A 20208-nucleotide genomic window follows, 5' to 3' on the forward strand; every position below is an offset into this window, starting at 1 on the left:
GTCCCGACGCAAACGGGGCCAAACATGAGGACGAGAACGACATGAGCAGCCATTCGCGCCCCCAGACGCCTCTCTTGCGGCAGTCCCGCCTGAATGCCCTTCTGGCCGGCACCTGCCTGCTGGCAGTGGCGGCCTGCGGCGATACGGTGGATTTCGACCTGCGCGGCCCCATCGGCGGGCTCGATACCGAGCAGGCGGCGCGCGCCGCCACGGCTGACAGGCCCGAGCCTGACGCGCGCGGCATCATCTCCTATCCCGGTTATCAGGTCGCGGTGGCTCAGCGCGGCGACACGCTAGCCAGTCTTGCGCAACGCGTCGGCACCGATGCGAATGCGCTGGCCCGCTATAACGGCATCCAGACCAGTGATCCGCTGCGCGCGGGCGAGGTCATCGCCCTGCCCGGCCGCGTGGCCGAACCCGCGGGCGGCCCGATCCGCCCCGGCGGCGCGGACATCACCCAGATCGCGGGCGCGGCTATCGACAACGCCGCCCCCAGCCAGATCGAGACGAGCAGCCTCTCGCCCGCCGCCCCCAGCCAGACCGGGGTCGAGCCAGTGCGCCACAAGGTGACCCGCGGCGAGACGGCCTACACCATCGCGCGCCTCTATAACGTGTCGATCCGCAGCCTTGCGGAATGGAACGGCCTCGGTTCGGACTTTGCCGTGCGCGAGGGGCAATATCTGATCATCCCCGTCGCTCTGCCGGGCCAGAAGACGGCTACCTTCGACGCCAATGACGTCCCCGCCGCGACCGAGCCTCCGGGCGCCGGATCGCCCACACCCGAACCCCCGAGCGCGGCCAAGCCGCTGCCCGCCGAGGATACCGTGACCGCCGCAGAGGCGCAGGCCGCCCCCAAGGACGCGCCCGATCTGGGCAAGGAGCAGACTACGGCCTCCGCCCCCAAGGCGCGGATGAGCTATCCGGTGCGCGGCGACATCGTGCGCCCCTATTCCAAGGGCAAGAATGACGGCATCGACATCGCCGCCAGCCCCGGCACCGCCGTCAAGGCCGCTGATGGTGGCACGGTCGCTGCCATCACCAAGGATACCAAGGGCACGCCGATCATCGTCGTGAAACACGCCAGCAACCTGCTGACGGTCTATTCCAACGTCGACAGCGTCGCGGTCAAGACCGGCGACAGCGTCAGCCGCGGGCAAACGCTGGCCAAGATCCCGTCCTCCGGCCCCGCAGCGGTCCATTTCGAGGTTCGCAACGGCTTCGACAGCCTCGATCCGATTCCGTACCTCACGGAATAGGCCAAAAAGAAAGGGCGCGCCGCCTTACGCAGCGCGCCCCTCTTTCATCGTTCCAAAAACACTCCATTACAGCGCCCGCCACGGGGCGCTTGCCTCAGCCGATCTTGCGCAAGCGCTTGAAAAGGCTGGAGGTGTCCCAGCGTCCGCCGCCCATATTCTGCACATCCTTGTAGAACTGATCGACCAGCGCCGTCACCGGCAGGGCGGCGCCATTCTCATCCGCGGTCTTGAGGCAGATCCCCAGATCCTTGCGCATCCAGTCCACTGCAAAGCCATGTTCGAACTTGCCGTCCAACATCGTCTCCCAGCGGTTGGCCATCTGCCAACTGCCGGCCGCGCCCTGGCTGATCACCTCGACCACCGAGGCGCCGTCCAGCCCGGCCTTCTCGGCGAAATGCAGCGCCTCGCTGAGGCCCTGAACAAGCCCTGCAATCGCGATCTGGTTGCACATCTTGGTCATCTGGCCCGCACCCGACCCACCGATGCGGCGGCAAAGCTTGGCATAGACCTCCATGATCGGCTCGGCGGCGGCATAGGCATCCTCGTCACCGCCGCACATGATCGACAGCTGGCCGTTCTCGGCCCCCGCCTGCCCGCCCGAGACGGGCGCATCGACGAATTTGAACCGCGCTTCGCCCGCCGCATCATAAAGCTCGGAGGTGACGGCAGCCGAGACTGTGGTGTGATCGACAAAGACCGCGCCGCTTTTCATGCCGGAAAAGGCACCGTCATCGCCCAGGCAGACGCTGCGCAGGTCATCGTCATTGCCAACGCAGGCCATCACGAAATCCGCCCCCTCCACTGCCTCGCGCGGCGTCGCCGCAAAACTCCCGCCATGCTCGGCGGCCCATGCCTCGGCCTTGGAGGTGGTGCGATTGTAGACGCGTACCTCGTGACCCGCCTTGGCCAGATGTCCCGCCATCGGGTATCCCATCACGCCCAGGCCCAGAAATGCCAGCTTTGCCATTTGTCTCTCTCCCGTTCACATTGCCGCGCACGGCCATTGTCCTTGACCTCCTTTGTGACTATCCCCTGCGCAGATGACAAGGCGGGGCGTCATGGCACAGGTGTTCAAATGGCTGATGCGGATCGCGGGCGCGCTCATCGCGCTGGCGGTGCTGGCGGCTGTCGGGCTTTATTTCCTGCTGTCGCGCTCCCTGCCCGATTATGACAAGACTTTGACCGTCTCGAGCCTGTCTGCGCCCGTCGAGATCGTGCGCGACAATGCCAATGTGCCGCATATCTTCGGCCAGTCCGAAGAAGATGTGTTCGAGGCGCTGGGATATGCCCACGCGCAAGACCGCCTGTGGCAGATGACCATCCTGCGCCGCAGCGCGCAGGGCCGCCTGTCGGAGGTGTTCGGCAAGCGGAGCCTGGCCATCGACCAGCTCTTGCGCCGCTTCGATATCTACGGTGCGGCGCGCAAATCGCTCGAGTGGCAGGATCCGGCGACCCGCGCGGCACTCAGCGCCTATGCGCGCGGCGTCAACGCCCGCCTGACCGAGATCAACGAAAGCGCCCTCGGGCGAGGCGCGCCCGAAATGTTTCTCTTCAACGCGCCCATCGCGCCTTGGGTGCCCGCCGATTCCATCGCCATCATCAAGCTGATGGCCGTCCAGATGTCGCCGCATCTGCAAAACGAAGTTTTGCGCGCCCGCACATCTCTGGCGCTGGACGATCCCGCGCGGCTTGAGGATATCATGCCCGACGCGCCCGGCAGCGGCATCGCGGCGCTGCCGAAATACGCCTCGTATTTCGCGCCCGGCGCGCTGCCGCGCTTCGCCGAGGTGACGCCCGCACCGCAAGGGCCGCTCTCGCCTTTTGCGCCTATGGAACTGGCCGGCGCCTCCAACGCCTTTGCCGCCGCGCCCGCGCGCTCGGCCTCGGGCGGCACTCTGCTGGCCAATGATCCGCATCTGGGCCTCACCGCACCGTCCATCTGGTATCTCGCCCGGCTCGAGCTGGCCTCGGGCGGGGTCATCGGTGCCACCATCCCCGGCGTGCCACTGGTCCTTTCGGGGCGCAGCGACCGTCTGGGATGGGGCATCACCTCGGCCTATCTCGATGATCTCGACGTGCATATCGAGGAGATCAACCCCGACAACCCCGATCAGTACCGCACGCCGGACGGCTTTGCCGAGTTCGTCACGCGCCGCTCGATCATCAGGATCAACGGCGAAGAGCCCGTCACACTAACCCTGCGCCATACCGAGAACGGCCCCGTGCTGCCCGGCTCGCAATATGGGCTGGGCGCGATCACGCCGCCCGGCCATGTCGCCAGCGTCTCCTGGACCGCTCTCAGCCCGCGCGACACCACGATGAGCGCGGGCATCGCCCTGATGCGCGCCGCAACCATCGACGAAGCGCTGGCGGCGGGTGAGGAGTTCGTCGCACCCGCACAGATCCTGACTGTCGCGGATGAGCGGGGCATCGCGATGAAACTGGTCGGCGCGATGCCCCGCCGCAGCGCCGGGCATGATACCGAGGGGCGCCTGCCCAGCCGCGGCTGGCTTCCCCAGAACCGCTGGCAAGGGCGCTACCCCTATTCGGCCAATCCCGAATTCATCGACCCGCCCGGCGGCATTCTGGGCAATACCAACAACAAAATCGTGGACCGCCCGTTTCCGTCGCATGTGAGCTATCTCTGGGGCGACACGCAACGCATCCATCGCTGGCAGCGCCTGATGCAGGGCCGCGAGGTGCACACGCGCGACAGCTTTGTCGAGGCGCAGCTCGACACGGTCAGCTTCACCGCCCGCTCGCTTCTGCCGCTGATCGGCGCCGATCTGTGGTTCACCGGCGAGAGCGCGCCCGAGGGCACGCCCCTGCGCCTGCGCCAGCGCGCGCTGGAGCTCTTGGCCGAGTGGAATGGCGAGATGAACGAGCACCGCCCCGAGCCGCTGATCTATGCCGCATGGCTGCGCGCGCTTGGCCAGCGCCTCGCGCAGGACGAGCTGGGGCCGCTGGCCGATGAGTTCACCCACACCGACCCCGTCTTTGTTGAGCGCGTGTTCCGTGACGTCGACGGCGCCTCGGCCTGGTGCGATGTCAAGCAGTCGAGCCCGGTCGAGACCTGCACCGATATCGCGCGCCTCGCGCTCGATGATGCGCTGATCTGGATTTCGGACCGTTACGGCACCGCGCTGGAATCGCTGCGCTGGGGCGACGCGCATCAGGCGGCGCATGACCACCCGGTTCTGGGCACCGTTCCGGTCCTGCGCTATTTCGTGAACATCCGCCAATCCACTGGCGGCGGCGACAACACGCTGCAACGCGGGCGCACCTCTGGCACCGGAGACGCGCCCTATACCAATGTGCATGCGGCGGGGTATCGCGGGGTCTATGATTTCGCCGATCCCGGCAGCAGCGTCTTTGTCATCGCGACCGGGCAGTCGGGCCATTTCCTCAGCCGCCATTACGATGATCTGGCACAGCTCTGGCGGCGCGGCGAGTATATCCCGATGTCGCTGGACCCCGAACTGGCGCGCGCGGGCGCGGTGGGCGTCACGGTGCTGACGCCCGAGGCAGAGTGATTTATTTCAGCGCGTCGAACTCGGCGCGCTGACGGGCGGTCCAGCGGACCGTGAGGCGGTAACCGTCGTCGCCCTGCGCCTCGTCCTCGATCACGCCTTGCTCATGCAGCCAGGCGCGCTTGCGCCCCTCGGCATAGGGCAGATCGATCTGCTCGACCCGCGTATCGCCGGTCAGCATGGTGCCGATCCGCGTGACAAGCGCCTCCATCCCCTCGCCCGTGACCGCCGAGACAGCCTGCACATCGTCGGTCCGTTCGGCGCGGGTGACGAGGGCGGTGCGCTCCTCTTCGGGCATCAGGTCGATCTTGTTCCAGATCTCGATCCGGGGCACATCGGCGCTGACCTTGAGGCTCTCCAGGATCACCTCGACATCGGCCTTCTGCGCCTCGGTCTCAGGATGCGAGATGTCGCGCACATGGCAGATCAGATCGGCGCTCAGCACTTCCTCCAGCGTGGCGCGGAAGGCGGCGACCAGCTCGGTCGGCAGGTCCGAGATGAAGCCCACCGTGTCGCTCAGGATGACCTCAGGCCCGCCGCCGGGCAGCGCGATACGCCGCATCGTCGGGTCCAGCGTGGCAAAGAGCATGTCCTTGGCCATCACCTCGGCACCTGTCAGGCGATTGAAAAGCGTGGATTTCCCGGCGTTCGTATAGCCGACCAGCGCGACGATCGGAAACGGCACCTTGGCGCGCGCCGCGCGGTGCAGCGTGCGAGTCTTGGCCACCTTGTCGAGCTGCCGGCGCAGGCGCACCAGCTGCGTGTCAATTGCGCGGCGGTCCGCCTCGATCTGCGTCTCGCCGGGGCCGCCGACGAACCCGAGCCCGCCGCGCTGCCGCTCAAGGTGGGTCCAGGCGCGGACAAGGCGCGTGCGCTGGTAGCTGAGTGCCGCCATTTCCACCTGCAACACGCCCTCGCGCGTCGCCGCGCGGTCGCTGAAAATCTCGAGGATCAGGCCGGTGCGATCAAGGATCTTGACGCCCCATTCCTTTTCCAGATTGCGCTGCTGGACGGGGCTGACCGGCCCGTCGATCAGCACCAGTTCAATATCATTGGCGGCGAATTCCGCCTTCAGCTCGGCGATCTTGCCTTTGCCAAAAAGCTTGCCCGGATGCACCTTGGGCAGCCGCACAACGGTGCCACCCAGCACCTCAAGGCCCGGCAGGGCATGGCCGAGGGCCACCGCCTCTTCCAGCGCCAGTTCGGGCTTGCGCGCGTGACCGCCGGATTTCCAGATATCGGGATGCACCACCCAGGCGCGCGTGTCACGCGTGCGGGTATCATAGCTGCCATCCGCATCTGGGCGCAGCTCGAACTCGTCGTCGTCGATCATGGAAGAACTTTCCGGATGGGCCGATCAGGCCGCATCGTCACCGTCATAGAGGCTGATCGGCTGCGAGGGCATGATGGTCGAAACCGCATGCTTGTAGACCAGTTGCGACTGGCCATCGCGGCGCAGAAGGATGCAGAAATTGTCAAACCACGTGATGACGCCCTGCAATTTCACCCCGTTGATCAGGAAGACCGTCACGGGTGTCTTGGTCTTGCGCACCTGATTGAGAAATGCGTCCTGCAGGTTTTGACGGTCAGATGCCATATTGGTCCCCAAATCCATTTTTCTTGCAATATGCCGCGGATCGGCATTCGGGTGTTTGTCATAGGTAACCCCCAATATGGAGCGCCAGCAATCGAGTTTCCAGCCCTAAAATCAAATGACTGCCGCAGGTTGCCCGATGCGGCGAATCCCCGCCCGCGGGGTGCGGCAGGGCCGCGCGTCAGTCGCGCCAGAGGCTGGGGCTGATCAGCGCGATGACCGCCAGCATTTCCAACCGCCCCAGCACCATCGCGGCGCAGACCACCAGCTTGGCCGCGGGGGCCATCAGGTTGAGTGCGATGGGCACCTCGCCGGCGATCTGGGTCAGCGGGCCGGTGGTTGACAGGGACGCAATGGCAAGGATGATCGCTTGCTCGAATTCGACGCCAAAAGCGGCCAGAACCACCGTGATCAGCGCCAGCGTCATCGCGAAAAGCATAAAGAAGATCCAGGCCACGAAGGCACCTTGCCGCCGCATACGGCGGCTGCGCGCCCCGGCGCGGCCCACCGAATTGGGATGGACCAGCCGCTCCATCTCGCGCTGGCCGTTGAGGTAGAGAGCATAGACGCGCAAAAGCTTGACACCGCCCGCCGTGGTGGCCACGCCGCCGCCCACCATCGCGGCACCCATGAGCAGCAGGCCGGGCGTGCCAAGACCTGACCAGTCGCGCGCCACGTCCCAATGCGCGCTCTCGAACCCGGTGGTCGACAGGAACGACGCGATACTGAAAAGCCCGCCCCAGAGCGCGCTGAGCGCCGAGGGGATATCCTCGACCTGATCAGCGCCCGCCGCCGCGATCCAGTGGCGCGAAAAGAGTAAAATCGGAACGGCCAGCACGATCAGCATGCCGAGGCGGAATTCGGGATCGTTGTGCAGGCCGGGCCGCACGGACGTAACTGTGTCGGATGAAAAGGTCAGCCGGGACAATCCGAACATCAGGAAAAAGAAAATGACGACCTCGCCGCCGATACCGGAGCCTGCATGTTCGACCCCGCCGATGGGCGAAATACCGCTGGTGGCCATGGTGGACATCGCGTGGATCAGCGCCACCAGCGGCCGGTCGCCCCCGATGGCAAGGAAAAGCCACAGCGCCCCGGTCAGGCCGATATAGAGAGGCGCCAAGGCCGATGTGACCTGCCAGACGCGCCGACCCGAGCCCGCGCGCTGAAAGCGGCCCTGCTGGTCGTCGCCCTGCCCCGGCTCGGCCGTGGCCGTCACCTCGAACCCGCCGAGGTTGAGGGGCGCAAGGATCGCCGAGGCAGCGATCCACATCAGAAGGCCGCCCATCCAGCCAACCATCCCGCGCCACAGATGCAGACTGCCGGTGAGGCGCCCCGGCTTGTCGAACATAGTCGCCCCGGTGGTGGTGACCGAGGAGACCATCTCGAAATAGGCATTGAGGAAGGTGGTCGTGCGCAGCGCCTCGTAGAACGGGATGGCGAGAAAGACGGGCAGCGCGATGAAGGCGAGCGAAAGGGACATCAGATTGTCGAGATCGCTGGCCTCGCGCCGCTTGTTGCCACCCATCGCCAGCGCGATCAGCCCGATCAGGACCAGCCCCAGAGCGCCGGAATACCCGAAGGAGCGAGATACCGTGTGATCGCCCTGCACCAGCGCATGGAGCGCCGGCACGAACATCGCCGCCGAGGCGATGGCCGCCAGAATCAGGATCAGCGGCAGGCGGGCCAGCGAGGATTGGTGCAGAGGGCGGGGAGGCGCGCGCATGGCCTAGAAAAAGTCGATCGAGACCTGAAGCAACTGCTCCACCCGCTCGACATCCGAAGCCATCGCGAAGATGACAATCACGTCGCCCTCGTCGATCCTCATGGTGCCGGTCGGCTTGAGGATCTTGTCACCCTTCTGCACCGCGCCGACCAGCACGCCTTCGGGAAAATCGATATCGCGGATCATCGTGCCCGCGATCGATGAGGTCGACATGACCTGCGCCTCGATCACCTCGGCCTCGGCATCGCCGATGGAATAGACGCCGCGCACGCGCCCGTGGCGGATGTGGCGCAGGATGCTGCTGACCGTGGTGGCGCGCGGATTGATATAGGCGTCGACGCCGATCGGCTCCAGCAGCGGGATCAGCGTGGGATCGTTGATGAGAGCGATGGCAAAGGGGCAGCCCTCGGACTTGGCGCGCACGGCCGCCAGGAGGTTTGTCTTGTCATCGTCCGTCACCGCCAGCACCGCGTCAGCCTTGCCGATCCCTGCCTCGGTCAGGATCGCACGGTCGAGCGCATCGCCGTTCAGCACGATGGTCCGCTCCAGCGCGTCGGCGGCACGCTCGGCGATGCGGCGGTCACGCTCGACCACCTTGGCGCGGATACCGCGCCCGCGCGCCTCCAGCGCCTTGGCGACCGCGAGGCCCACATTGCCGCCGCCCAGGATCACCACCCGCTCCTGCTTGTGCGCCTTCTTGCCAAAAACTTCGAGCGTGCGCGGAATATCCTCGTTCGGAGCAAAGACATAGCATTCGTCCCCGACAAACAGCTGATCCGCCGCCTCGGGCGCGAAGAGCCGCCCGTCACGCCGCACGGCCAGAACCACGACACGCAGCGTCGAGAAAAGATCCGACAGCTGGCGCAGAGGCGTGTTGACGACCGGGCAATCGTCATCCAGCCGCAAGCCCATGAGCTGCGCCTTGCCGCCCATGAATTTCTCGGTGTCGAAGGCGGCGGGCGCGGCAAGACGTTGCAGCGCGGCCTCGGCCACCTCCTTTTCGGGGCTGATCACGACGTCGATGGGCATGTGATCGCGCCGGTAGAGATCGGAATAGATCGCATCGAGATAGGACTGACTGCGCAGGCGCGCGATCTTGCGGCTGATGGCAAAGACAGAGTGGGCGACCTGGCAGGTCACCATGTTGACCTCGTCCGAATGGGTGGCGGCGATGATCATATCCGCATCCCGCGCGCCTGCCCTCTCGAGGATATCGGGGTAGCTGGCGAAACCGGCCAGGCCCTGCACGTCCAGCGTATCGGTGGCCCGGCGCACAAGGTCGGGATTGCTGTCCACGACCGTCACGTCGTTCTTTTCGCCCGAGAGATGGCGCGCGATCTGCCAGCCGACCTGTCCCGCGCCGCAAATGATGACCTTCATGTCATGCCTTTCAAAGCCGCATTGCCCGATGTGTCAGACAAACGCGGGGCGGTCAAATGTTCTAGGCCTGGCGAAGCGTTTCACCCCGCCCGCGCGCCCGGTTTGGACGAGGTCACGACGCCCAGCGATTTCAGCTTGCGGTGCAGCGCACTGCGCTCCATCCCGACGAATTCGGCGGTGCGGCTGATATTGCCGCCATAGCGGTTGATCTGGGTCAGCAGGTACTCACGCTCGAACGCCTCACGGGCCTCGCGCAGCGGCATGGTCGAGAGCGATCCGGACAGCACCACGCGCCCGTCGCTGGGGGCGGCCTCGGTCTCACCGGGCAGCTCATGCGCCTCGACCTCGCCCGAGCCGTCGCCGAGGATCAGAACTCTCTCGATCACGTTGCGCAGCTGGCGCACATTGCCCGGCCAGCCCATCGTCTGAAGCTGCGCGCGCGCCTCGCCGCCAAGTTTGCGCAGGGGCAGACCTTGGGTCTTGTTCAGCATCTCGATGAAATATTCGGCCAGAAGGGGAATATCGTCGCGGCGCTCCTCCAGGGACGGCACTGCGATTGGCACCACGTTCAGCCGGTGGAACAGCTCGCGGCGGAAACGGCCCTCGGCAATTTCTTCCTCCAGATCGCGGGAGGTCGAGGAAATGACGCGCAGATCCACCTGCACCTTGTCCGAGCCTCCGACGCGCAGGAATTGCTGATCGACCAGCACCCGCAGGATCTTCGACTGAGTGCCCTGCGGCATGTCGGCGACCTCGTCGAAATAAATGACGCCGCCATTTGCCTCTTCCAGCAGGCCCGGCTCGATCCCCTTCTCCTCACTTTCGCGGCCGAACAGCACCTCTTCCATGCGCTCCGCCTCGATCGAGGCGCAGCCGACGCTGACAAAGGGCGCGCCGGCGCGATTGGAATTGACGTGGATATAGCGCGCGGCCAGCTCCTTGCCCGACCCGGCCGGCCCCGAGAGCATCACCCGCCCGTTCGACCGCGTGACCTTGTCGAGCTGACCCACCAGCGCACGGAACGTCGCGCTGTCGCCCAGCATATCGGCGGGCGTCGTCTCGCGCCGCTTGAGGGTGGAATTCTCGCGGCGGAGGCGGCTGGTTTCCATGCCGCGGCGGATGACCACCATCAACTGGTCGATATTGAACGGCTTTTCGATGAAGTCATAAGCGCCCTGCTTGATCGCAGCGACCGCGATCTCGATATTGCCATGCCCCGAGATGATGACGACGGGCACCTCGGGATAGTCGCGCTTGACGGCCTTCAGGATGTCGATGCCATCCATGTTGCTGTCCTTCAGCCAGATATCCAGCACCAGAAGGCCGGGCTGTTCGGCGGCGATGGCGGCCATCGCTGCGTCCGAGTTGCCCGCCAGCCGGGTGGTGTATCCCTCGTCCTCGAGAATGTCGGAAATCAGTTCGCGGATGTCCCGCTCGTCGTCCACAATCAGAATATCGCTCATGCTCTATGCTCCCACGGCCTCGTCGTTACTCGTCCGGTCAATGTCCATTACGGTCAAATCCAGCTTGATCACGGCCATTGCCCCCGGATGCGCCCCCTCGGAAAAGGGATCGGCATCCATCAAGGTCAGCGTGCCGCCATGCTCCTCGATGATCTTCTTGACGATCGGCAGGCCCAGCCCGGTGCCCTTGTCACGCGTCGTCACATACGGCTCGAACAGGCGCGAGCGGTCCTCAGGCAAGCCGGTGCCGTTGTCCGAAATGCTCAGCTCGGCGCGGCCCCCGGAATGAGTGCTGCGCACCCGGATGGTGGGCTGGTATCCCTCGGGCGCAAGGCCTTTTTCGATATAGGTTTCCGTGGCTTCACCGGCGTTCTTGATCAGGTTCGTTAGCGCCTGGCTAATCATCGTGGCGTCCACGTCAGCCCAAAGGGGCGCGTCGTCCAGATCCGTCTCTATCCGTACATCGGGCTGGCCGGCCTCCTGCAAGAGAACCGCCTCGCGCAGGAGGCGCGTCAGGCTCTCGGGCTTGCGCTGCGGCTCGGGCATGCGGGCGAATTTGCTGAACTCGTCGACGATGCGGCGCAGATCATCGGTCTGGCGGACGATCACGCCCGTCAGCTGCGCCAGCGACTCGGCATCCTCTTCGCCCAGCAGCTTGGAGAACTTGCGCTGCGTGCGCTCCGCGCTCAGCTTGATGGGCGTCAGCGGGTTCTTGATCTCATGCGCGATGCGGCGGGCGACATCGCCCCAAGCGGCCATGCGCTGTGCGCTGACCAGATCGGTCACGTCATCAAAGGCGACGACATAGCCCTCTCGCTTGCCGCTATCGGTGCGGCGGGTGGACATGCGCACCAGCAGGCTCTCCTGCTCGCCGCCGCGGGTGACGCGGATCTCGTCCTGGACAAAGCCGCTGGCACTTTTGCGCAGGCGTTTGAAAAGCTCGGCGAATTCGGGCACCGCGACCGACAGATCGACCGACTGCCGGTCCTCCTGCCAGTCCAGCAGCTTTTCCGCCGCGCGGTTTACGAAGGTGATGCGCCCCTTGGCATCGAGGCCAACCACGCCCGACGAGACAGACCCCAGCACCGAATCAAAGAGGCGCCGGCGCCGCTCGATCTGCTCGGTATTGGACAAAAGCGCGGCGCGCTGGCCCTTCAGCTGGCGGGTCATCTGGTTGAAGAAGGTGCTCAGCTGCGCGATCTCGTCATCGCCCTCCTCCTCGCGCACCTGCACGTCTAGGTCGCCTGCCCCGATGCGCTGCGCCGCGCTGGTCAGGCGGCCCACGGGGCGGGCCAGACGCTCGGCGAACCACAGGCCCAGCCAGACCGCGGCAAGGATGAGGATCACTGCAAAGCCGAGGTAGAGCAGGCCGAACTCGAAGAGCACCCTGCCCCGCTCGCTTTCGCGCTGCTGGTAAAAATTCGCGGTCTCCTTGGTCTCGTCCAAGAGGTTCAGAATATCGCCATCGACATTGCGGCTGACATAAAGGAAGCGGTCGGCGAACCCGTCCAGCGGGATCAGCGCGCGAAACTCGTTATTGTCCCAATCCTGAATGATCAGCAGCCCGTCGCGGCGCGCCTCGGCCAGCCGCTCGGCGCTCGGCTCTTCATAGTCGAAGAGATACGAGCTTTCGCCCCGCGCGCGGATCTCGCCGGTGCCGTCGATGACGAAGGCCTCGCGCAGGCCGCGCTGGATCTCGCGCTGGCCCTCGGACAGGATCTGCCGAATGTCGCCATCATCCATGAACACGCTGCGCTGCTTGATTTCTTCGAGGTATTGGGCAAGTGCCTGCGCGTCGATGATCAGATCGCGGCGGTGCTCGTCCTCATAGGCCTCTGCGGCGGCGACGGAATTGCTGACCACCCGCCCGACCCGGTCCGAAAACCACGCCTCAAGGCCCATGTTGACCGACAGGGTGGCAAAGACCGCCACAGTGATCGTCGGCAAAAGCGCCATGATTGCAAAGACGCCGGTCAGCCGCAGGTGCAGCCGCGAGCCCGCAGATTGTGAGCGCCGGGCCGAGACCATCTGGACCACACGCTGCAGCACCAGGGCGGCAACGGCGATGACATAGATCAGATCGGCCAGCAGCACGATGCGCAACACGTTGGACTGCGCGCCCTGGTCCAGCGGCCCCATGACAAGGAAGGTGACAAGGGCCAGGATTGGCCCCAACACCACCAGTCCGAAAGTCGCCGCCGTCTGGAAACGCTTGGCACGGCGCAGACGCGAAATCCGCTCCCAGCCTATTCTGCGTGTCCTTGCGGCCACTCGCACCCCCCAGCGCATCGTCGCGCCCTATGGCGCTCCTACAACATGTGGTGGCGCGCCCGGGGGAAACCCCATTTGCGCCACAGTCATGTTGCGCTTTTACATCAACTTGCGGCGGCGTGTCACCTCAATATCTAGCTCGGTCATTTTTTTGCGTAGCGTATTGCGGTTGATGCCCAGCAGGTCGGCGCATTTGGCCTGATTTCCGCCCACCGCATCCAGCGCAATCCGCAAGAGCGGCGCCTCTATCTCGCGCAGAACGCGCGAATAAAGGCCAGCGGGCGGAAGCTCTTCTCCGTGGAGGTCGAAATAGCGCTGCACATGGGCGGCGACCGCCTCGGGCAGCGTCTCGGCCAGCGCGGCGGCGCTTGGTGCGGCGGGGGATGAGGCGCGCGCGGCCAGCAGCGCATCCACCTCGGCGCGCGGAATCTCCGGCGCGCGCCCCGAGAGCGCAAGGCGATGCGCGGCATGCTCCAGCTCGCGCAGGTTTCCGGGCCAGTCATGGGCGCGCAGCGCCTCGAGCGCGTCGGGCGCAAGGCGGCGTGTCTCGGCGCCCTGTGTCTCGGCCAGATAGAGAAAATGCGTCGCCAGCAGCGCGATATCGTCTCGGCGCGCGCGCAGGGGCGGCACGTCGATCTCAGCGCCCGCAAGGCGGTAATAAAGGTCCTCGCGCAGGCCCGTGGTGCTCTGCGCGGTCCCGATCAGGCGCGGCTGCGCGCCGGAGGGCGCCCGCCCGGCCGCGTCGATCAGCAAAAGCGCGCGCAGCTGCGCCGCCTCGCCGAAATCGTGGAGGCCATCCAGCACGATGGTCCCGCCCCCGGCCCGCGACAACAGGCGCGCGGGCGCGGCATCGTCGCCCAGATCCGCCGGGCCGACCGTCACGAAAGGCTGCGCACGCCGGTCCGAGACGTCATGGATCACCCGTGCGATCAGGGATTTTCCGGTGCCCGATTCGCCCGAGATCCAGACCGGAAGATCGGTATTGATCACCCGCGCCAGGACGCGGAAGAGCGCCTGCATCGGCGCGCTTTGCCCGACGATCGGCAGCTCTTCGGGCGGACGGTCGGGCGCGGGGGCGCGTGCCGCGCGGCGGCTGTCCAGCGCGCGGGCTGTGCGCGTCATGAGGTCTGGCAGATCGAAGGGCTTGGGCAGGTAATCCCATGCCTCGGCCTCGGCGGCGCGGATGGCGGTCATCACGGTGTTCTGCGCCGAGATGATGATCACGGGCAGGCCCGGACGCTCGGCCGCGATCTTGGGCAGCATTTCTAGGCCGTTACCATCGGGCATGATCACGTCCGAGATTACCGCATCGCCCATCCCCTCGCCGATCCAGCGCATCAGCGTGGTCAGGCTGGAGGTCGCATGCACCTTGCAGCCCGCCCGCGTCAGGGCCTGCGACAGGACCGTGCGTATTGTACGGTCATCATCTGCGATCAGGACCGTGCCATCCATCAGGTTGCCTCCATGCTGCGCGCCGCAAGCGGCAAGGATAAACGAAATACCGTGCGGCCGGGCCGCGATGTGGCGGCGATCCAGCCGCCATGACCCTCGATGATCCGCGCGGCGAGGGCCAGGCCCAGTCCGGTGCCATTCTCGCGGCTTGATACGAAGGGCTCGAACAGGCTGGCCGTCAGCTCGGGCGGCACGCCGGGGCCGTCATCGATGACCTCGATCTGCAGGGGCAACGGCTCGCCCGCGCCGTCCTGGCCGCGGCGGCGCGCGCCCTGCTCGAAATAGCTGCGCAGCGTGATCGTGCCGCCCTCGGGTCCGGCAGCCTCGGCCGCGTTCTTTAGCAGGTTCTGCAGCACCTGTAGCAGCATGTCAGGATCTGCCCAAGCATCGGGCAGTGAGGGATCATAAACCTCGTCGATGCGCATCTCCGACGCAAAGCCAAGCAGCGCGCTGCGCCGCGCGCGACGTAACACGTCATGCACATTGACCCGCCTCAGACGCGGCGGCGCGATATTGCCATAGCTTTCGACCTGCCCCAGCAGCGCGACGATCCGGCGGCTCTCGCTGACGATGAGGTCCGTCAGCTCTTGGTCCTCGGGGCCGAGGTTCATCGACAGAAGCTGTGCGGCGCCGGTGATTCCGGCCAGCGGGTTCTTGATCTCATGGGCCAGCATTTCGGCCATACCGATGGCCGAACGGGCCGCCGGACGCGTGGCAGGGTCCAGCACCATGTGGCCCGAGAGCTCGCGCGGGGTGATGAGCACCAGCATCGTTCCCTCGCCCAGAGGCTTACCATCGTCACTGAGGCCCGTATAGGGCGCAACCTGCAGGCTGCACTGGATCGGGGCATGCGCGCCCGCTGCGATCCCCACGTCCGATACGAATAGCGGCGCGCCATCGTCGCGTGCGCGTGTAAGCGCCGCCTCGATCGGCGTGTCGAGCTGCATCAGCGACCAGATCGGCTGGCCCTCTATAACCCGTGCCGAGGCGTTCAGAAAGGCCTCGGCCGAGGGGTTGGCGCGCAGCGCGCGGTCCTCATGGTCCAGTAGCAGCGCAGGCAGAGGAAGCGCCGCCCATAGCGTATCGCCTTGCCCGCTCATGCCGCCGCCTGCAGGCGGCCCGAGACGGCCTCGGGGATCCTGCGCAGCACATCCGCGGGTGTGTCCGAGGTCAGGATCTGTCGGCGCAGCGCCGGATCGGCTTTCTCCAGATACCAGCCCAGATGCTTGCGCGCGACGCGCCCGCCAAGAGCGGTACCGTAGAAATCCAGCATCGCCTCGTAATGCGCGCAGATCATGTCGGCCAGTGCCGCACCCTGAGGGATACGCGGCGCAGGCGCGCCCGCAAGGCGGTGCGCGACCTCGGCCAACGCCCAGGGACGGCCCTGCGCGCCGCGCCCGACCATCACGCCATCCGCCCCCGATGCGGCCAGCGCCTGCCGCGCCGAGGCCGCATCGACGATGTCGCCATTGGCAATCACGGGAATGCGCACCGCGTCGCGCACCGCGCGGATCGCGGCCCAATCGGCGCGACCCTTGTAGAACTCGCAGCGCGTGCGGCCATGCACCGTGACCATCGCGGCGCCCGCCTCTTCGGCCATGCGGGCCAGAAGCGGGGCGTTTCGCTGATCGTCGTCCCAGCCAAGCCGCATTTTCAACGTCACCGGCACGCGGACGGCGCGGACCACTGCCTCGATCAGGCTGCGCGCATGATCCGGGTCGCGCATCAGCGCCGATCCGGCGGCGCCGGACCCTTGCGCGCGCGTCACTTTCTTTGCGGGGCAGCCCATGTTGATATCTATGATGCGGGCGCCCTCGGCCTCGGCCATCCGCGCGGCCTCGGCCATCCAGACCGCCTCGCAGCCGGCCAGCTGAACCGCTGTTGCCACATCGCCCAGCCCCAACTCGGCCTTGTCGCGGGCGGAGGGTTTGGATTGCACCATTTCCTGGCTTGCGATCATCTCGCTGACCACCAGCCCCGCGCCGAACCGCGCCACCAAGGTGCGAAATGGCAGGTCCGTGATCCCCGCCAGCGGCGCCAGCAGAACGGGCGAGGCCAGCTCGATATCGCCAAGGGTCAGATTGTGGTCGAGCGGCATGTGCAAGGGTCCCGGTATCGCGCGCTTATGTCTATCCGGCGCGGGGGGCCTTTTGCAATGAATTGCGCGCCGCACTGCAGCACGATACGCTGCTTTTCATGACATGTGCTGTTTTAATAGTCGCTGCCGGGCGCGGAACCCGCGCGGGAGGCGATCTGCCCAAGCAATGGCAGCCGCTGGCCGGCGCGCGCGTGATCGACTGGACCTTGCGCGCATTTCAGGCGGTGGCGGAGGTGGATGAGATCATGATCGCCCTCCATCCCGATGATATCGCGTCCTATTCCGCCCCCGAAGGCGTGCGCGTCACGCCGGGCGGCAGCACCCGCGCCGCATCCGTGCGCGCGGGGCTGGAGGCGCTGAGCGGCACGGGATGTGCCCATGTTCTGATCCATGACGTGGCACGGCCTTGCGCCGCGCCTGCCCTGATCCGGCGGGTTCTGGCCGCTCTTGAGGGCGGCGCCGTGGCCGCCGCGCCTGCCCTGCCGGTGACCGACGCGCTTTGGACGGGGGCGGAGGGGCGCGTGACGGGCACGCGGGACCGCGCGGGCCTGTTCCGCGCGCAAACGCCGCAGGGGTTTGACTATGATGCCATCCTCGCCGCCCATCGCCACCATGAGGGCGAGGCCGCCGATGACGTGGCCGTGGCGCGTGCCGCCGGGCTTGACGTCGTGATCGTGCCGGGCGATGAGGAAAACCTCAAGATCACCTACCCCCCTGATTTCGCGCGGGCCGAGGCCCTTTTGAGAGGCAGAATGGATATTCGCATTGGCAACGGCTATGATGTGCATCGGTTCGGCCTCGGCGATCACGTCATGCTCTGCGGCGTTCCCGTGCCGCATGGGCGCGGCCTTCAGGGGCATTCGGATGCGGATGTGGGGCTACACGCGATTTGCGATGCGATCTACGGCGCGCTGGCCGAGGGCGATATCGGACGCCATTTCCCGCCCAGCGAGGCGGAATGGAAGGGTGCCGAAAGCCATATCTTCCTGCGCCATGCCGTCGGCCTCACTGCGCAGAAAGGCTATGATATCAGCAATATGGACGTCACTCTTGTCTGCGAGCAGCCCAAGATCGGGCCGCATGCAGCGGCGATGCAGGCCGCGCTGAGCACGCTCACGGGCCTCGCGCCGGACCGGATCTCGGTCAAGGCAACGACCTCCGAGCGCCTTGGCTTTACCGGCCGCGAGGAAGGGATCGCCGCGCTGGCCAGCGTCCTTCTGGTGGCGCCGTGAAGGTGGCGCGCCTTGTTGCGACGGTGGGCGGTGTCGGCCACCTGCGCCCTGCCCCAGGCACTTGGGGATCGCTTGCCGCGCTGCCCATGGCGGCGCTCTTGCACCTGATCGGTGGGCCGTGGTTGTTGGTCATCGCATCGATTGCGGCATTCTTCGAAGGGCTATGGGCCACGACGCAGGTGACGCGCTGGGAGGATGATCACGATCCGTCGCATGTGGTGATTGACGAGGTGGTCGGCCAGTGGGTCGCGCTGCTGCCGATCTCCTTTGGCGCGTGGCATGTAGGCGCGTCCATCTTCGCGCTCTGGCCGGGCTGGATTGCCGCCTTCGTGCTCTTTCGCCTCTTCGACATTCTCAAGCCCGGTCCGGTCGGCTGGGCGGATCGCCGGCACACCCCGCTGGGGGTCATGCTGGACGATCTGATCGCGGGCCTCCTGGCGGCACTCTGCGTCATCGTGCTGGCGGCAGTGGCGCATGGGGTGATGACGTGACACCTGCGGATCTGCTGGCGAAGGCGCGCGCGCAGGGCGTGATGATCGCGGCCGCCGAAAGCTGCACCGGGGGCATGGTCATGGCCGCGCTGACGGACGTACCGGGCAGTTCGGACGTGGTTGAACGTGGCTTCGTAACCTATTCGAATGAAGCGAAAATCGAGATGCTGGGCGTCTCGTCCAGATCACTCGCCGCACATGGGGCCGTGAGTGCCGAGGTCGCCGCCGAGATGGCTGCGGGCGCGCTGGCCGCGTCCCGCGCGCATCTGGCCGTATCGATCACCGGCATCGCCGGCCCGGGCGGATCAGATTACAAGCCCGAGGGGCGCGTCTGGTTCGGGATCGCCCGAAAGGGGCGCGACGTGAAGACCGAACTGCAGGACTTCGGCGCGCTTGGTCGGGATACCGTGCGCCGCGCCGCGCGCGACCATGCGCTGACGCTGCTGGCTGACGCGCTGGATCAGCCGTAAAGCTCGCGCGCACGCCGCTCGAATGCGCGCACGATGCGCTGCATCGCCTCGTAGAAGAAGAGCCCGGCCGCTGATTGCAGAATGCGGTTGCGAAACTCGAAATCGACGTGGAAATCCACCGTGCAGCCGTCCTCGGCATCGGTGAATTTCCAGTTCGAAATCATGTGTTTGAACGGACCATCCAGATATTCCGTGTCGATCTTCTTTGCCTCAGGATAAAGCACGACGCGGCTTGCGAATTTCTCGCGAAAAACCTTGAAGCTGATGACCAGATCGGCCTCCATCACCTCGGACCCGTCCGGCTGCTCGGTCCGGCTGCGCACGCGGGCGGCTGCGGTCCACGGCAGGAATTCAGGGTAATTCCCCACATCGGCCACCAGATCGTACATCTGCTGGGCGGTGTAAGGAAGATGTCGGGTTTCGGAATGGGTGGGCAAGGCCGCCTCCGGGGTTTTCGCGTGACAGTGGGCCCTTATGTCATAGACTGGGGCGCAAATGACAAGGGCCGGCGGTCGGCCCATCGGCGCGGCATGGCGAATATAGCGGTCCGAGAGGTGGCGGCGCCACGGCGCCGAAGACGAAGGCAGAGACGCAGGCGCATGAACAGCAGGTGGCTTCTACGGATGACGCGGTGGGCACAAAATCCACCCAGCGCGGGACATGTGAAATTCGTCCTGGCGATCATCGCGGTTTGCGTCGCTCTCTACGCTGTCGAGCGGGTCTATGGCTGGCCCGAGGCGCTGACGCCGGAAAAGACGATGCAGCGCGGCTATCGGCCGTGATCAACCCCCGGATGGGGATCGAGCAAAGATCAAAGGGGGAAAGTGGCGCGGTTGACGGGGCTCGAACCCGCGACCCCCGGCGTGACAGGCCGGTACTCTAACCAACTGAGCTACAACCGCGCGTGAGGCTTGGAGTAATTCAGCCAGCCCGACCCGTCAATGCTGAAAAGATGCCTTTTTACCGCAAGAAGCGGTTTTTCTGCACCGCCCGGAATCCGATGGCGCAAGGCCCGGATCACGCGTGCCAGAAGGCTGGCGGCGACCACATAACTCTTTGGAATATCGGAAAATGCAGCGGTGGCGCGGTTGACGGGGCTCGAACCCGCGACCCCCGGCGTGACAGGCCGGTACTCTAACCAACTGAGCTACAACCGCCCACTGCAAGCGCGCACCGGGCTGATGCCCCGTTCGCGATGGGACGTCTTTAGTCGGCGCGGTCGGATGCGTCAAGCGGCAGTTTCAG

16 protein-coding genes and 2 tRNA genes are annotated in these 20208 nt (G+C 66.0%); 5 read left to right on the forward strand and 13 right to left on the reverse strand.

The window, feature by feature from the left end:
• The first annotated feature begins 41 nt into the window (after window positions 1–41).
• Window positions 42–1256, forward strand: a complete 1215-nt coding sequence (locus ACEWPL_RS03295; protein WP_393930165.1) for a LysM peptidoglycan-binding domain-containing protein — start codon at window positions 42–44, stop codon at window positions 1254–1256.
• Between the two features lie 94 nt (window positions 1257–1350).
• On the opposite strand, the gene ACEWPL_RS03300 is transcribed toward ACEWPL_RS03295, so the two are convergent.
• A complete protein-coding gene (locus tag ACEWPL_RS03300) occupies window positions 1351–2223 on the reverse strand; it encodes an NAD(P)-dependent oxidoreductase (RefSeq protein ID WP_393930162.1) in 873 nt (290 codons plus the stop codon).
• A gap of 91 nt (window positions 2224–2314) precedes the next feature.
• Here ACEWPL_RS03300 and ACEWPL_RS03305 point away from each other — a divergent pair, with 91 nt between their 5' ends.
• Window positions 2315–4789, forward strand: coding sequence for a penicillin acylase family protein (locus tag ACEWPL_RS03305; RefSeq protein WP_393930159.1), 2475 nt, complete (start codon window positions 2315–2317; stop codon window positions 4787–4789).
• Between the two features lies 1 nt (window position 4790).
• On the opposite strand, the gene hflX is transcribed toward ACEWPL_RS03305, so the two are convergent.
• The 9 genes from hflX to dusB all read right to left on the reverse strand — a co-directional run bounded on the left by hflX (window position 4791) and on the right by dusB (window position 16770).
• The gene (gene hflX / locus ACEWPL_RS03310) at window positions 4791–6119 is read right to left on the reverse strand and encodes a GTPase HflX (RefSeq protein ID WP_393930157.1); all 1329 of its coding nucleotides are present in this window, start codon (window positions 6117–6119) and stop codon (window positions 4791–4793) included.
• A 24-nt stretch (window positions 6120–6143) separates the two neighbouring features.
• Window positions 6144–6383: an RNA chaperone Hfq gene (gene hfq / locus ACEWPL_RS03315; RefSeq protein ID WP_336424422.1), complete on the reverse strand. Its 240-nt coding sequence runs from the start codon at window positions 6381–6383 to the stop codon at window positions 6144–6146.
• A gap of 178 nt (window positions 6384–6561) precedes the next feature.
• Window positions 6562–8106: a TrkH family potassium uptake protein gene (locus tag ACEWPL_RS03320; protein WP_393930154.1), complete on the reverse strand. Its 1545-nt coding sequence runs from the start codon at window positions 8104–8106 to the stop codon at window positions 6562–6564.
• Between the two features lie 3 nt (window positions 8107–8109).
• On the reverse strand, window positions 8110–9486 hold the full coding sequence (gene trkA / locus ACEWPL_RS03325; protein ID WP_393930151.1) for a Trk system potassium transporter TrkA: 1377 nt from the start codon (window positions 9484–9486) through the stop codon (window positions 8110–8112).
• An 80-nt stretch (window positions 9487–9566) separates the two neighbouring features.
• Window positions 9567–10949: a nitrogen assimilation response regulator NtrX gene (ntrX, locus tag ACEWPL_RS03330; RefSeq protein ID WP_393930148.1), complete on the reverse strand. Its 1383-nt coding sequence runs from the start codon at window positions 10947–10949 to the stop codon at window positions 9567–9569.
• 3 nt (window positions 10950–10952) lie between these two features.
• Window positions 10953–13238 (reverse strand): sensor histidine kinase NtrY-like, encoded by a 2286-nt coding sequence (locus tag ACEWPL_RS03335; RefSeq protein ID WP_393930145.1) that lies wholly within the window; start codon window positions 13236–13238, stop codon window positions 10953–10955.
• A gap of 81 nt (window positions 13239–13319) precedes the next feature.
• A complete protein-coding gene (locus tag ACEWPL_RS03340) occupies window positions 13320–14672 on the reverse strand; it encodes a response regulator (protein WP_393930142.1) in 1353 nt (450 codons plus the stop codon).
• Window positions 14672–15772 carry a two-component system sensor histidine kinase NtrB gene (locus tag ACEWPL_RS03345; RefSeq protein WP_393930140.1) on the reverse strand — a complete coding sequence of 367 codons (1101 nt, stop codon included), beginning with the start codon at window positions 15770–15772 and terminating at the stop codon, window positions 14672–14674. The genes ACEWPL_RS03340 and ACEWPL_RS03345 overlap by 1 nt, the downstream gene beginning before the upstream one ends.
• A complete protein-coding gene (gene dusB, locus ACEWPL_RS03350) occupies window positions 15769–16770 on the reverse strand; it encodes a tRNA dihydrouridine synthase DusB (protein ID WP_393930137.1) in 1002 nt (333 codons plus the stop codon). Before dusB ends, ACEWPL_RS03345 begins: the two co-directional genes overlap by 4 nt.
• A gap of 98 nt (window positions 16771–16868) precedes the next feature.
• On the opposite strand from dusB, the gene ACEWPL_RS03355 reads away from it, so the two are divergent.
• From ACEWPL_RS03355 to ACEWPL_RS03365, 3 genes are read left to right on the forward strand one after another with little or no spacing between them, the layout of a single operon-like run.
• Window positions 16869–18002, forward strand: coding sequence for a bifunctional 2-C-methyl-D-erythritol 4-phosphate cytidylyltransferase/2-C-methyl-D-erythritol 2,4-cyclodiphosphate synthase (locus ACEWPL_RS03355; protein ID WP_393930223.1), 1134 nt, complete (start codon window positions 16869–16871; stop codon window positions 18000–18002).
• A complete protein-coding gene (locus ACEWPL_RS03360) occupies window positions 17999–18493 on the forward strand; it encodes a phosphatidylglycerophosphatase A family protein (protein ID WP_393930135.1) in 495 nt (164 codons plus the stop codon). Before ACEWPL_RS03355 ends, ACEWPL_RS03360 begins: the two co-directional genes overlap by 4 nt.
• Window positions 18490–18963 carry a CinA family protein gene (locus ACEWPL_RS03365; RefSeq protein ID WP_393930132.1) on the forward strand — a complete coding sequence of 158 codons (474 nt, stop codon included), beginning with the start codon at window positions 18490–18492 and terminating at the stop codon, window positions 18961–18963. The genes ACEWPL_RS03360 and ACEWPL_RS03365 overlap by 4 nt, the downstream gene beginning before the upstream one ends.
• Here the strand turns inward: ACEWPL_RS03365 and ACEWPL_RS03370 are convergent.
• The 3 genes from ACEWPL_RS03370 to ACEWPL_RS03380 form a co-directional block, all read right to left on the reverse strand.
• A complete protein-coding gene (locus tag ACEWPL_RS03370) occupies window positions 18954–19400 on the reverse strand; it encodes a type II toxin-antitoxin system RatA family toxin (RefSeq protein ID WP_393930129.1) in 447 nt (148 codons plus the stop codon). The genes ACEWPL_RS03365 and ACEWPL_RS03370 overlap by 10 nt on opposite strands.
• Before the next feature lie 388 nt (window positions 19401–19788).
• A tRNA-Asp gene (locus ACEWPL_RS03375) sits at window positions 19789–19865 on the reverse strand.
• A 178-nt stretch (window positions 19866–20043) separates the two neighbouring features.
• A tRNA-Asp gene (locus tag ACEWPL_RS03380) sits at window positions 20044–20120 on the reverse strand.
• Window positions 20121–20208 lie beyond the last annotated feature (88 nt).

Origin of the sequence: Roseovarius roseus (assembly GCF_043355935.2) — a bacterium.
GTDB classification, from domain to species: domain Bacteria; phylum Pseudomonadota; class Alphaproteobacteria; order Rhodobacterales; family Rhodobacteraceae; genus Roseovarius; species Roseovarius roseus.

What these genes read in the sequence shown, in the direction of transcription:
- ACEWPL_RS03320 (WP_393930154.1), bottom strand. Translation starts at nt 8,106, where the DNA reads ATGCGCGCGCCTCCCCGCCCTCTGCACCAATCCTCGCTGGCCCGCCTG.
- ACEWPL_RS03295 (WP_393930165.1), top strand. Translation starts at nt 42, where the DNA reads ATGAGCAGCCATTCGCGCCCCCAGACGCCTCTCTTGCGGCAGTCCCGC.
- trkA (WP_393930151.1), bottom strand. Translation starts at nt 9,486, where the DNA reads ATGAAGGTCATCATTTGCGGCGCGGGACAGGTCGGCTGGCAGATCGCG.
- ACEWPL_RS03300 (WP_393930162.1), bottom strand. Translation starts at nt 2,223, where the DNA reads ATGGCAAAGCTGGCATTTCTGGGCCTGGGCGTGATGGGATACCCGATG.
- hflX (WP_393930157.1), bottom strand. Translation starts at nt 6,119, where the DNA reads ATGATCGACGACGACGAGTTCGAGCTGCGCCCAGATGCGGATGGCAGC.
- ACEWPL_RS03305 (WP_393930159.1), top strand. Translation starts at nt 2,315, where the DNA reads ATGGCACAGGTGTTCAAATGGCTGATGCGGATCGCGGGCGCGCTCATC.
- ACEWPL_RS03355 (WP_393930223.1), top strand. Translation starts at nt 16,869, where the DNA reads ATGACATGTGCTGTTTTAATAGTCGCTGCCGGGCGCGGAACCCGCGCG.
- ntrX (WP_393930148.1), bottom strand. Translation starts at nt 10,949, where the DNA reads ATGAGCGATATTCTGATTGTGGACGACGAGCGGGACATCCGCGAACTG.
- dusB (WP_393930137.1), bottom strand. Translation starts at nt 16,770, where the DNA reads ATGCCGCTCGACCACAATCTGACCCTTGGCGATATCGAGCTGGCCTCG.
- ACEWPL_RS03340 (WP_393930142.1), bottom strand. Translation starts at nt 14,672, where the DNA reads ATGGATGGCACGGTCCTGATCGCAGATGATGACCGTACAATACGCACG.
- ACEWPL_RS03345 (WP_393930140.1), bottom strand. Translation starts at nt 15,772, where the DNA reads ATGAGCGGGCAAGGCGATACGCTATGGGCGGCGCTTCCTCTGCCTGCG.
- hfq (WP_336424422.1), bottom strand. Translation starts at nt 6,383, where the DNA reads ATGGCATCTGACCGTCAAAACCTGCAGGACGCATTTCTCAATCAGGTG.
- ACEWPL_RS03335 (WP_393930145.1), bottom strand. Translation starts at nt 13,238, where the DNA reads ATGCGCTGGGGGGTGCGAGTGGCCGCAAGGACACGCAGAATAGGCTGG.